General features: G+C 55.1%; 9 protein-coding genes. 5 read left to right on the forward strand and 4 right to left on the reverse strand.

What is annotated here, in order from left to right; genetic code table 11:
* Positions 1-198 precede the first annotated feature (198 nt).
* Entirely contained in the window at positions 199-765 is a 567-nt protein-coding gene (locus RMSM_RS36785) for a HEAT repeat domain-containing protein (RefSeq protein WP_160168285.1), read from the reverse strand.
* Positions 766-1,384: 619 nt separating this feature from the next.
* Here RMSM_RS36785 and RMSM_RS43605 point away from each other — a divergent pair.
* Both RMSM_RS43605 and RMSM_RS12940 read left to right on the forward strand, forming a co-directional pair.
* Positions 1,385-2,293: a hypothetical protein gene (locus tag RMSM_RS43605; RefSeq protein WP_315850143.1), complete on the forward strand. Its 909-nt coding sequence runs from the start codon at positions 1,385-1,387 to the stop codon at positions 2,291-2,293.
* The gene (locus tag RMSM_RS12940; RefSeq protein ID WP_315850144.1) at positions 2,247-4,613 is read left to right on the forward strand and encodes a mechanosensitive ion channel domain-containing protein; all 2,367 of its coding nucleotides are present in this window, start codon (positions 2,247-2,249) and stop codon (positions 4,611-4,613) included. Before RMSM_RS43605 ends, RMSM_RS12940 begins: the two co-directional genes overlap by 47 nt.
* A 24-nt stretch (positions 4,614-4,637) precedes the next feature.
* Here the strand turns inward: RMSM_RS12940 and RMSM_RS12945 are convergent, their stop codons facing one another.
* From RMSM_RS12945 to RMSM_RS12955, 3 genes are read right to left on the reverse strand one after another with little or no spacing between them, the layout of a single operon-like run.
* Complete coding sequence (locus RMSM_RS12945; RefSeq protein WP_144057609.1) at positions 4,638-6,794, reverse strand: hypothetical protein; 2,157 nt, start codon at positions 6,792-6,794, stop codon at positions 4,638-4,640.
* A gap of 44 nt (positions 6,795-6,838) precedes the next feature.
* Positions 6,839-7,225, reverse strand: a complete 387-nt coding sequence (locus RMSM_RS12950; RefSeq protein ID WP_008696525.1) for a hypothetical protein — start codon at positions 7,223-7,225, stop codon at positions 6,839-6,841.
* Positions 7,226-7,241: 16 nt separating this feature from the next.
* Entirely contained in the window at positions 7,242-8,822 is a 1,581-nt protein-coding gene (locus RMSM_RS12955) for a VWA domain-containing protein (protein WP_008696526.1), read from the reverse strand.
* Between the two features lie 476 nt (positions 8,823-9,298).
* Between RMSM_RS12955 and RMSM_RS12960 the strand changes: the two genes are divergently transcribed.
* The 3 genes from RMSM_RS12960 to RMSM_RS12970 form a co-directional block, all read left to right on the forward strand.
* Positions 9,299-9,772 (forward strand): DUF1579 domain-containing protein, encoded by a 474-nt coding sequence (locus tag RMSM_RS12960; RefSeq protein ID WP_040766222.1) that lies wholly within the window; start codon positions 9,299-9,301, stop codon positions 9,770-9,772.
* Between the two features lie 301 nt (positions 9,773-10,073).
* Complete coding sequence (locus RMSM_RS12965) at positions 10,074-12,488, forward strand: DUF1592 domain-containing protein (protein WP_081614140.1); 2,415 nt, start codon at positions 10,074-10,076, stop codon at positions 12,486-12,488.
* Positions 12,485-13,048: DUF1552 domain-containing protein (locus RMSM_RS12970; RefSeq protein ID WP_008696532.1), on the forward strand; the 564-nt coding region annotated here is incomplete at its 3' end. The genes RMSM_RS12965 and RMSM_RS12970, both read left to right, overlap by 4 nt.

Raw genomic sequence — 13,048 nt, forward strand, 5'->3', positions numbered from 1 at the left:
CGTCTTTCCAAGACGTCGGGAGTCCAGCGTGCGTTATCGAACGAGCACCTGAAGAGTGAGGGTTTATTGAGTCTAGAAGAGCGTTGGCAACAGCTTGCATCCTCGCGGCGAATCGCCTAGTGCGGACCCGCATGCTAGGTGATGTGGGAGGGGCGCCGGAGCAATCCGGCCCCCTATCCCGATTCACATGGTTACGCCCTATTCGATCTTGGGTATTTCGCCACGGATTTTCGCGATTGCCTTCATCGCGTTAGCATTCACGGCCGGTGCCCCCGACACACCACCATCATCATGATATCGCATTGGAACGACGGCGTCGTGTTCCAACAGTTGGAGGGCTGGGATCGCGGATGGATCTCCAATCTCGCCCAACGCGTAGGCAGCATTTGTTCGGGTGAAAGGGTCCGTTGAGTCAAGCGTCTTGATGAGAGTCGGCACTGCACGTGCATCACCTATCGCGGCTAGCGCGCGGGTCACGTTGGAAAGAATCAGTTCCTCGGGCTGTGGTTCATCAAGCAGCTCACACAATGGCAAGGTCGCACGAGCATCTTTAAGGTCACGAAGCGACTGAATAGCATAGACGCGTACGTAGAGATCAGAATCAAAAAGCAAAGAGATCAGACGAGGGGCAATGTTCGTGTCGTCATGTTTGCCAAGCCCGTAAGCTGCGTTGCGGCGTTCTTCAAGCGTGCCGTTGTCCAGGTCGTCAAGTAGCACATCTAACGGAGGAACATCTGGCGACGGATAGTCCGCGAGCGATTTCACGGTGTATTCATGCGGGCGATCGGTACATCCGACACCCAAGACAGCTAGAAGCGAAGCAAGCAAACGTTTCACGTCAGTGCGGTCTCAAAGTTCAGTGGCGTAACTATCTTTTTAACCCCCGGTCAGTCGGGTGATATAACCCAAATTGACCTTATATCACTCGGTGGGTCAAGCTGTTTGCCTTATATCACTCGACTACGGTTTTCGGGGGGGACGGCGGATCTTGGTGTTGCTATTGAAGGTTAGGTAACCGGTTTCGCGCTTACCGCGTCGCTACGCACTCGCAGGAGATGAGAGCGGTCAATGATTTCTTTTCAAATTGATCGCGGGAGCGATCGTCGACATTGATCGAAACGGTTTTCTTGGAAAACCCAGCTCTTTCTGGCCCGTGAAACACGATCGGTGTGGTACCGGATCGGGCATTTTGCGTATTTCAAAGAATGCGCAGCGTGCGCCCCGCCTACCATGCATCCCATTTCGTCGCGATCGGTCTCGGTTGCAAAAAGGTCGGGGCGTTTGATTTGCTAGCGGTCGTTCCAATTCCTCGTTCCAAAACAGCTCTATCATGGTGTTCGGCACACGATGGGTCCTCTTCAATTTGCTTGCAGCGACGATGGTGTTGATAGCATCATCGAGCAGCCGATCCGCTGCCCAAAACATCATCTATCCGAATGCTTATCCTTCGGCACCATCGTATCCGACCACCCACTATCCTACGTCGACCTACCCTGCGGCAAGCTATTCGGACACTCGCTATCCGGTGACGACGTACCCCAGCGGTGGCTCCGCTGCCGAACCCTCGGTTGTCGTCACCCCGAATTCGCCCGTCCCGTCCGGCAACGCGTACGCTTCGCCCGGTCGCTGGGATGGATCCGACACGAGTCGCAACCCTGCTTCTTCGACTCGCATGTCGACGGCGTCCGCGACGGTTTCTCCGTTGTCTGCGCAATCGTCCGTTCCGATGTCTGCCGGGCGGACGGATGTGTCGCAAAACGCGTTTGATACTGCATCGCGGAGATCATCTACCTACGCCTCGGATCGGACGACGCCGCGCAACGCGGTCACTCGCTTGGCCAGCATCGGATCGCCGTATTCCAACACGGCACGTTCCTCAGTCGTCCCGGGCAACACGCCAGGCCGTGAGGTCGAGCCCGTTTCAATGTACGCGGCGTCGCAAATTCAAGCGGCTGGTGACATTGCGGCCCAGTTCCGCAGGATGGCTCAAACGATGCCGGATGTCGCTGCGAAGATTGCTGAGGAAAATGCGAACTTTGTCGACCAGTGGACGCAGCTCGCCGAAGCGTACCGATCATTGTCGGATCGCGTCAGCAAGTTGGCCAGCAAACTCAGCACGACCAAGGGGGATTATCAGGATGTTCGTACCAAGCTTGATCACTACGGTTTGACTCCGACCGTCGGATTGTTGCTGAGACATAAAAAAGAAGCAACTCGACGCATGGCAAGTCAACGATTCAGTCACGATGTTTGTTACCGCGGAACTTGGTCGTTCGCGTCAGCAACAGCTTGAACTCGAAATGGTCCAATATGATGGCAGCAACGTCAGCTCGCAGACCGACGCCATCCTAGCCGAAGCTGGTTTTGATCCGTCCAGTGTGCAAAGCGTGGTGGTCGCGTCCCAATTAAGGAGTTTGCTAGAGCAACGCCAGCAGTGGCTGAACGTGCTCGGCCAAGGCTACCAAGATTATCAACGAAAACTAGGCGAGCTCGATTCGACGACGACCGAGTCGGTTACTCTGACGAACCAGTACCGCAAACTGATTGATCGCCATGTCACATGGATTCGCAGCGGCGATCCCATCAGTCTTGATGATGTACGAAATTTGGGAGATGGGTTGGCGGCGTTGTTCGATTTTCGCCGCAGCAGCGAGCTTGGCTATACGATCAAGCAAAAATGGCAGGCCAATCCCGTTGGTGGCATCGGTTTGCTGCTGTGGATCGTTCTGATTTCGCTTGCGAGGTGGCGAACGAAATCTTGGCTGATCGACATCGGCAGCCGCAAACGGATGCGAGACTCGACACCGGATGCCCGCAAATTGGCAACCGGGGTGCTCACCACGCTAGTCGCTGTTGCGTATCCCATGCTGTTGTATGTGGTCGCTCGCTGGTTGGGCAGCGGAGTTGTCTCTGAACTGACGCTGCAAACATCCAGCGGGGTTTATGGCGCAAGCCTGGTGGCGATGGTGGTCGAAGTGCCGCGGCAACTACTTCGCAGCTATGGTTACATCGACAAATATGTCGGAATCGAATTGCCAGGCCGCGAACGCGCCACCGCGTACTTGATCATCATCGGGTTTGGCTTGGTTCTAGCCGCCTACGTCGTGACGCTAACGGGTTTGTTGGACCACGGGATGTGGCGAGACTCGGTTGCCCGATTCGGATTCATTTTGGCGATGCTGGTGGTGGCCTGGACCGCTCATCTTTCGCTGCGACCGACTGGCGGGTTTCTCGAACCCTTCATCGCCAAATTTGGCGGCAGTGTGATTCATCGCGTTCGATTTGTGATTTACATCGCAGGGATTGGATTTCCGCTTTCGATGATCGCTCTTTCCTCACTGGGGTATGGATACACGGCGAATGAGTTTGTTCAGCGAGCGATCATCACGTTAGTTAGTTTGATGATCGCAGCCACATTATGGTCGGGGGTGAAGATCGTGTCGGCTCATCTTTGGCAGATGCTGACCGGTACCGCGTCACCACAGCAATACGACGAATACGGTCGCATTCCCAGCGGTCAAACCGCAGGGACGCAGGTGACCGGAGTGTTGGGCGAACATTTTTTGGAACTGAAGCATCATCTGGCCTTTCTCTGCCAATGTGCGCTTGTGATTGGCGCGATCGTTTGTTTTGGTTGGCTTTGGATTGACGTGTTTCCCAACGTCCGTATGGGCAATCCAGTCGTCTGGACGGTGCAGGACACCGTCAACGTTTCGTCGCTGGATGCCGCAGGGCAAACGGTGACAAGCTCGGTCGTTCAGACCACACCGATCACGGCAATGCATTTGTTGCTCGCCGCGGCCACGTTGTTCGTCGCGTTTCAGTTAGCCAAGCTGTTGCCGGCACTGTTTGACGCGTTGGTGCTGCAGCGAGTGTCGTTCGACGAAGGGATGGAGCATTTTACGTTGGTGCTCGGACGCGGTTTGTTGTTTGGTGTCGGTGCTTTGCTGGCCAGCCAGTGGGCGGGCCTAAGATGGCACACGATCCAGTGGTTAGCCGTGGGGCTCGCGATCGGTTTAGGGTTCGGGCTGCAGGACATGGTGCGAAACCTGTTTGGCGGACTGATCGTGCTATTCGAAAAACCTGCACGGCTGGGTGATCTGATCACCGTTGGACGTGTCACCGGACGTGTGGCGGCACAGAAGTTTCGCACCACGGTGTTGTCGGACGACGAAGGCCGCGAGGTGATCATTCCGAACAAGAATTTTGTCAGCGAGGACGTCGTCAATTGGATGGGGGCGGGGCGATTGAACGTGATTCCGATCGAAGTTGCGGTCAATCGCGATGAACGGCCTGCGGATATCTGTCGAACGCTGCAAGAGTTGGTGATCGATCAACCCGACGTATTGCTGACGCCAGCCCCACAAGCGACATTGGTTTGCGTCGGCAAAACGTCTCAGCGAATCGAAGTCAGGGCTTGGATCGAAGAAGGCCAGGATCCTTCGCGGTTCCGCGATTCGCTATTGAAAATCGTCAAACAATTCTTGCGAGAGAAAGGGTTGCTAGTCGCGAACCAACCCGCACAGCCTGCGATGCGGGAAGCGAGCGAAGAAGAGATGCTGAGCGGAAACTATCGATCTCGTACCAGTCGCACCCGCAAACGATCCGCGTAAACGGAAAGACTACTTCCTATCTGCTTAGGACGTGGATGGATTCAGAAGAGCTTGCAATTGCTCGATCGCCTTGGACCAAGCTGCGATCGATTCATCGCGATTGCCCGAGATATCCGATTGCAGACGCGATAGTTGTTGGTTTGTCTTTCTGACCAGTTCAACACTCTCTGCGTCGTCGCCGGTCACCCCTGCCAGTAACCAACGACAGCGTGCGAGATGGAGATGCGACTCGATTAACTGCTCGGCGTGTTTGGACGTGCCTCGGTCGGAATAGCGAATTTGATGCAATTGGCTGGTCAACTTGGCCCAGCCCCAAATAGGCGAAACGCCGTTGTCGCCATCGTTACGGGGGGGACCCGAGATCGCGGCGCGTAGGTTGGCTTCGGACGGTTGCCGAAACGCAATCGTTTCAAGCGATTTTGCCGCTTGGATCTGCAGCTCGATTGCCCCCGGAGCTTCCGCCAGGATCTGCGTCATGATCGCGAGTGAATCGGAGATCTTGCCCGCCCATCGCAACAGTTCCGCTTGTCGTATCAGGGCAGCGGTACGTGAGGAGGATGGAAAGTCTTTTTGCGCCAGACTGCGGTCGTAGATCATCGCTGCGTTTTCGTAACATTGCCGCACCACCATGGGCGTTTGGCCACGCGGGGCTAATTTCGCCCATGATTCGGCGATCCATAACTGGTTCGACGCGGTCATCACATCGCTGTCCGAATCAATCGCCGCGATTGTCTGCTCGAGCTTTTTGATGTCCGCCGGCGAGAGTTTGGGACCGTCGAGCATGCTGCTGATTTGTCGCTGAATCACGGCAAGCGACATGCGATCCAATCGATCGGTCGCGTCAGAGTCAAGCACTTTGGCGAGTTGCTCGAGCGCCTGTTTGGCTCCCTCTAAATCATTCAAGCGAGTCTTGGCTTGGTACAGCAGTTGGAAGACGTTTTGAGCAAACTCGGGCGTAACGGTAATCTTCTTTTTGTTGCCTTTGCCGGTCGTGATCGAATCGATCAGTGGCGTTTTGGTTTTCTCGAGCCAAGTGACCGTCGACTCTGGATTGCCCAGCCGGGCTGCGATCAGTGCGACCTTGTATTTTGCGTCGAGTATCGGAGGCGTCAGCGGCAGCTTTTGTTGTTCGGCTGATCGTATTCCGCGGATCATCACGTCGCGGGCTAATTCGAGTCGTTTTACCATTGCATCGGGATCGGCGTCCGCTTCGCTCGCTTCGTCGACAAATTGGTTCCAGTACGCCAAGCCGGCGGCCATCTGCGCGCGGTCATACAGTTTCGACGGTTTCTTGATTTTTAGGTACGCGTCAGCTGCATCGAGCGGTCGGTTATGGGCGTCAAAGCGTTGCCCTAGATTCATCCAAATCGCCTCGACCTGAGCATCCTCGGGCCATTTTTGCTCGAACAGCTCGGCCAACAATCTCATTTGATGCAGTTCGCCCGGAATCTCGGCATCTGCCCACTGGGTCGCGGCTGCTTCATCAATGGCCCCCAAGGCAATCAGTGCCGCTTCGCGAGTCATGCTTTCCTGAGGATCGCCGTAGCGGGCAACCGATTCGCCATACAGACTTGCTTCGATCACATGACCGGCAGTGAAAGAGAGGTAGGCCAACAAATAGCACAGTTCGTTACGCTTTTGCAGATCGCCCTGATGCATCGCCAACGCATACGCATGCTGGGTCAAATCAATGGTTTCTCCGAGTGTCCGGCGGTAGTCCTCTTTCTGCGCTGCGGTGTTTTTCTTGTCGTTGCTACTGAGCGCCGTGAATGCCTCGTAGCTTTCAAAGGCGTCGGCGTAGGCATCGTCGAGTTTTTTTCGGTGCCCGGAAACCGACACAATCGGAAGCCGCGGACGTGGCTTTGTTGCCGCGGGGAGTGTGACCGTGCGTTTGACCGTTGGGCCACCAAAGGGGGACTGCTGATCCAACGAGGCTGCTTTGGGATTCGTCGTTGGTTGGTTTGCTGGTTGCGTCGAGGTTGGCGGTGTCGAGTTTGGTTGCGCCGATGAATCCGCTGGCTCGTCGGTTTCGGGCAGCTGCATTTTGGCAAGCTGTTGTGGAAACGTTCCTGGTGGAAAGCGGATGGTCCGATCCGCTTGTGTCGAGACGGTTCTCGCCGATTTTTCACTTCGATTCTCGGGCTCGGATTGGCCACGATCGCGAATTAGAAATGCGATCACCGCAATGATCAACAGTGCAGCGACACCGCCGATGCCGATGATCGCTAACCAGGGAGTTTTACTGGCGACTTGGCATCATCGCTCGCTTTGGGTTTCGTTCCCGATTTGTCCGCCGCCGACTTGTTTTTGGTTGAATTTTCCTTTTCGGATTTGCTGTTGCTCGATTTGTTTTTTGCAGGCGAGGCTTTTGCAGACGCGGCTTTTGCAGCAAGATCAAGAGCAGCGAACGGATCGATCGGTTGCTCAGGTGGAGTTTCTTCAGCGGCATCCGCTGGCTGAGGTGGCGTGTCTTGCTGAAGCGTCGCTACGAGTCGCCCCTTGGGCGAGATAAACAACATCGATCCACAATCGCAGCGCATCACCGAGGCGGCTTGATTGTCATCGAGCGAATGGGGTTTCAGACAGACGGGGCACGCCGCTTTGCAACTCATGATCGTTCCGTGACCCTTACTTTTTCTTTAACGGCAATGTAATGCCCCAGATCGGACCACGAACGCTGTTCCGCGGGCGTGGATATTTCTGAGCCATCATCGCTCCTTCGGGCATCACGCCAACGTCTTTGTAGTTGCCTCGATGAGCTTTGGCCAATTTTTGAAAGGACGCGGCGTTCCTCTTGTCGACTTCCATCCCACGCGTATGGATCACAATTCGCTCGTGCGGGTTCTTGGTAAAGTAGTCATCCGCGCCGTCAGTAAATGCTCCATCGCCAAGGATATAGATCACGTCAGGATCCAGATCAATTGCTGCCTGGATCGCCTTTTTGCCGCGTGTTTGTAAACAAAGCGGCACGGTTTGCAGCCATTGCCCCAGCGAGTTTTTGTTTCGCTGAGTGGCAGGAACCAGAGTTTGCACGGTGTTGGGGTGCATCATGCCGTAGGCGGTGTCACTGTAGAAAATGACATAGAAGCGTTGCTTCGGTGTCAGTTGATTGACCGTCAACATCAACTGAATCAACGCGGTTTCGAAGCGGCCTTTGGTCATGCTGTTGGAATTGTCGATGACAAAGACATAGTTGATCGCACTGAACTTGCTTCCAAAGACAGTCGGTTTTCCCATGGACTTCGCCATGCCGGCGCCATCATCGGCGGCGGCCTTGGCTGGCGCTGCGGGTGGTTTGATCGCGAGCCCGCTGACGTTGGCGAGAAAGTCGGGTGAGTCGATCGGCTCGGCAGCCTCCGCTGCGTCTGCTGCCGGGGCAGGTTCGGGCTCCGCAGTTTCCGTTGGCTCGACGATCTCGAGTGGCTGGACATCGACCATGACCTCTTCGACGATCGCATCGTTGTTTGACGGCGATGCCATCAACACCAAGTTCTCTGGCTGTTCGGTCACCAGGAACATGCTGGCCAATAGCAACAGGATTGCAACATGGACTGCGATGCTGATACCGCTGCCGCTGAGTTGTCGAACCAGTTTGGCTTTACGAGCTTGCAACCAAAACTGCAGCATCAATGCGTACTTGCGCCAGCCTTCTTCGGCGGCGATTTGCTCTTCTTGCTCAAGTCTCGTTTGTTCGGCTAATTGTTCGGATTGGCTTAGTCCCTCCAGCACAGCGGATGGATCAAAATCCACGGTCGACGCGGATTCCGATGGATCGGCGTCCGAACCGTTGGTGGACTTCGCCACGATGGTGACGGCGTCGGCCGGCGAACTTGCAGCCTCCGCATCACTTGGTTTGTCCGCTTCAGGCGAAGTTGGCTCTACCGAAGAGGACTTTACCGAGGGGGGCAGCGGGACAGGCGGCAACGACGCGTTTTTTTTCCGTTCTCGTGCCAATAAATCGCGGCAGCCACCGGCGACCAAATTCGCTGCCTGGTCGATCGGTAACTCGTACAGCTTGTCATCCTTTTGAATAACAGTCATACCCCGGTCGGCGGGGCGATAGAATCCCTCCGCCTCTAAGCTGGAAAATTCCGATTTGGGAATCAGGAAAAATTCCAGACCATTGGAAACGAGGATGACTCGCTCGGCACCGCGTTGGGTGCGGGAAGCCGCAGTGGTTGTAGATGAGTGATCAGAAAGAGAAGACATAGATTTCATTATAGCAGTGCAAGATAAGGCTGCTGTCTCACCCCGCTATCGATCCGCCGGAAACATTCCAAAGGAGACAAGGATTCCGATACGTTTCGAGGGGTATAAAAACGCTGTGAAGCATTTTGTCCTATAGTGTTTGTGCCTGTTTAGCGTATTCGAAGTCGCGTGAGATCTTCGATCGACGAGCCAACGTCCCCAAACTCACGCATGGGTTCTGTTAGGAAATGCTTCACCGGGTTGGGGTTATAAGGAGACAACTCATGAAACGGAGTTCCGGTGAAGTGTGTACTCAAAATTTCCGTCATTGACGAGGAAACCTGCGATAGAATCGGCGGGCACGGACACTCATGTGTCGAATCGAGGTTTCGCCGTTCGACCAATAAATCAGTGTAATCAAAGTCCCCGTGATTCCGAGCGGTTATGGGGACAATCATCGATTGAATCCATGCTCGGTCCCAACCAAAGGAACCATCATGTTTGCGAAACCTCAAACCGAGCACCAATGGCTCGATCAGCTAATTGGCAACTGGAGTCTTCAGCACGAGTGCAAAATGCCCGATGGCAGCACATCGACAGCGACGGGAAAGATCGAGTGTCGGTCGCTGGGCGGCATGTGGTTGATTGCTGAAAGCAGCGGCGAATCGAACGAGGGCGATGCGTGGTCGTCGATCATGACGCTCGGCTTTGACTTGGCTCAGCAGCGTTACGTCGGAACGTTCGTGGGATCAATGATGTCCAACATCTGGCAGTACCATGGCATCCTTGAGAAGGACGGCAATCGATTGCCACTCGATACCGAAGGACCGAAGTTTGACGGCAGCGGAATGTGTCCCTACCGTGATACGATCGAAATCGTCGATACCGACTGCTGGCTAATGAATAGCGCGATGCAAACAGAGGATGGAAAATGGGTGACGTTCATGCACGGTACCCACAAACGGGTTTGAGCACGACGCATGGGAACCGCCGCTAGCAGGCTGTTGATTTTGTTGTACGACGGACTTCCTAGTCCGTCGAATACACCCATGACGGACTCGGTAGTCCATCAGCACCCCTTGCCATAGGGAACTTCATGAGATCAACAGCCCGCTGATGCCAAAATGGCTAAGCTGTGGAGAATCGGTTGCCTAGCGGCCCATCGACAAGGCTTTCTTCGCTTGAATCCGCTTGGAAATTGTCGCCTTCGGCAGGCTTGTCGAATAGAATAGGGCGTCCAAAACTGCTTCCCCAGCGTTAAAAAAGCTCGCCATGACTAAACGGAAAACGACTGCGATCATTGCTTTCGTGTGGATTTGCTCACTGGCAATTGCACCACCGTTGATCGCAGCCGATTTGCAACACGAACGACTCAGCGAGGTCAAAGCGTTTATCGAATCGTACTGTCTTGATTGTCATTCCACAGGCGATGCCGAGGGCGGTCTGGATTTGGAAGCATTTGATTTTTCCGCGGACCAATTCTTACGCGAAGACTTGCGGACCGATCGTTGGGAACACATCCTGCGCCGGATCGACACACGGCAAATGCCTCCTGCGATGGCCGACCGCCCTAGCGAGCGTGAATACGAACAAGTCTCCAGCACACTGCGGCGAATTTTGGATCAGCGATCCAAAGAATTTCCACGCGTTGGCACTGTGGCAGCGATCCGGCGGCTGACGCGACTCGAGTACCAGTACTCGGTTCGTGATCTGTTGGGGATCGAAATCGATGCCTCCGACTATCTTCCTAAAGACGAATCAAGTCACGGGTTTGACAATATCACGGTCGAGGAACTGTCGCCGACACATCTGGATCGGTATCTGTCGGCAGCTCAGAGCATCAGTCGCGCGGCGGTTGGGGGCTCTGGCAATGGACCGGTTGGCGTGACGATTCGGCAGCCAGCCGATCTTTCACAGGAGACTCACGTTGCTGGATTGCCCTTCGGAACGCGAGGCGGCGTGTTGATCCAACAACACTTTCACCAAACCGGCGACTACGCAATCGAGCTGAAATTGACACGTGATCGAGACGAGAAGATTGAAGGACTCGATAGAAAACACCACATTGATGTGTTGGTCGATCGTAAACGTGTGCACCAGTTCACTGTACAGCCATTAAAAGGCCAAAAGGGGTGGCGAGGCAACGATTACACTCACGCCGACTCGCATCTGAACACGCGAATTCGCATCGAGGCGGGGACGCGAAACATCGGAGTGACGTTCCCCAAAACGTTCTCGTCGTTGAGTGAAGAGAAACGGCAACCGTTTGACGCTAATTTTAATCGGCATCGCCACCCGCGGCGAACGCCAGCAATCTATCAGGTTTCGATTGTGGGGCCGTTTGATTCGGAGGGACCCGGCAAGACCGCCAGCCGTGAACGGATTTTTGGACGCGATTACGATCCGGCCGCCGCAACGCGAGCGGATGCCCAACGGATGTTGCAACGACTCGCTCGGCGAGCGTACCGCCGCGAGGTCAGTCAGACAGATACCGATGTGCTGATGAAATTTTTTGATCGGGGCAACAGCGAGGCGGGTTTCGAAGCAGGAATCGAATTGGCGGTTACCGCGATTCTGGTCAATCCCAATTTCTTGTTCCGGATCGAGCAACGAGCTGCTTCCGATGCGAGCCAAAGTGCTGACGCCATGGGCCAGGGCGTTGCCGAGGTGAATGATTACGAGCTGGCGTCGCGTTTGTCGTATTTTCTGTGGAGTAGTTTGCCTGATGATCGGCTGCTCGGGCTTGCCGAACAAGGCCTGCTGCAACAAAACGAGACGCTTGAGTCCGAAGTCCAGCGGATGCTCGCCGATGAGCGGTCGCGGGCATTGGTCGACAACTTTGCGGCTCAGTGGTTGTACCTTCGCAATCTTGATTCGATCACACCAGACTTGCGTTTGTTTCCCGATTTTGATGACAATTTGCGTCAAGCGTTCGCTCAGGAAACCAAGTTGCTTTTCAACGACGTGCTGCGAAAAAATCGCAGCGTGTTGGATCTAATCTCAACCCAACAAACGTTTTTGAACGAGCGATTGGCAACGCACTATGGAATCTCTGGCGTGGCAGGCAGCGAGTTTCGTGCGGTTGACGTTAGTCCCGAGAGTCATCGTGGTGGCATTTTGCGTCACGGCAGCATTTTGATGGTGACTTCGTATGCAACGCGTACCTCGCCGACGATCCGTGGCAACTGGGTCTTGGAAAACATCTTTGGAACGCCGGCACCCCCGCCGCCGCCAAATGTCCCCAACTTGAAGGAAAACTCGGCGATCCAGCTCACGTCCGTGCGTGAACGCTTGGCGGCACACCGGGCAAACCCGGCGTGTGCGGCGTGCCACGATTTAATGGATCCAGTCGGTTTTGCACTTGAGAATTTTGATGCGGTGGGACGTTGGCGTGAGTTCGAAGACACGCTGGACATCGATTCGAGCGGCTATTTGCCGGATGGCACCGAATTGGAATCGGTGGACCAGTTGGAAGCTGGCGTTCTGGCCCGTCCCCAGATTTTTGCTCACACCGTCACCGAGAAACTGATAACTTACGCATTAGGTCGCGCGGTCCAGTCCGACGACGGACCGGCGATTCGCCGGATCGTCGATGCAGCCGCAAAGGACCATTACACGCTTTCTTCTCTCATTACCGGCATCGTACTCAGCGACCCGTTTCGCAAGTGGGGAACTAACGAACAATGAAACGTATTTCGATTTCGAGACGGACGATACTGCGGGGCACAGGCGCGGCAATCGCACTGCCGCTGTTGGATGCGATGATCCCCGCGATGACCGCTTCGGCAGCGACCGTGGCCGCACCCGAAAATTTGAAGCGGATCGGTTACGTCTATATTCCGATGGGATACAACCCCGTCCACTGGACGCCGCAGGGTGAAACGTTGGACATGTTGCCGCCGAGTTTGCAGCCGCTCGAATCGGTGAAGAATCAAGTCACGGTGATCAGTAACACCGATTTGAAAAATGCATACCCCGGTTCGCACGCGACGTCGAATTCGGCGTTTCTCAGTGCCGCACGTGCCAAACGAACCGAGAGCAGCGACTATCGCAGCGGAACGACGGTGGACCAAATTGCTGCTCGCCAAATCGGCCGCGACTCGCAATTGCCGTCGCTCGAACTTGCGATGGACTTGTTGTCGACCGTGGGGCAATGCGATAACGGCTACGCCTGTGTGTATCAAAACAGTTTGTCATGGTCCTCGCCAACGCAACCGTTGCCTTCGGAAGCTCATCCGCGGTTGGTG

The sequence above is a fragment of the Rhodopirellula maiorica SM1 genome, from assembly GCF_000346295.1.
In the GTDB taxonomy this organism is placed as follows: Bacteria; Planctomycetota; Planctomycetia; order Pirellulales; family Pirellulaceae; genus Novipirellula; species Novipirellula maiorica.

Coding starts and splice junctions, on each gene's coding strand:
- RMSM_RS12940 (WP_315850144.1), top strand. CDS start 2,247: ATGTTTGTTACCGCGGAACTTGGTCGTTCGCGTCAGCAACAGCTTGAA.
- RMSM_RS12950 (WP_008696525.1), bottom strand. CDS start 7,225: ATGAGTTGCAAAGCGGCGTGCCCCGTCTGTCTGAAACCCCATTCGCTC.
- RMSM_RS12955 (WP_008696526.1), bottom strand. CDS start 8,822: ATGTCTTCTCTTTCTGATCACTCATCTACAACCACTGCGGCTTCCCGC.
- RMSM_RS12960 (WP_040766222.1), top strand. CDS start 9,299: ATGTTTGCGAAACCTCAAACCGAGCACCAATGGCTCGATCAGCTAATT.
- RMSM_RS12965 (WP_081614140.1), top strand. CDS start 10,074: ATGACTAAACGGAAAACGACTGCGATCATTGCTTTCGTGTGGATTTGC.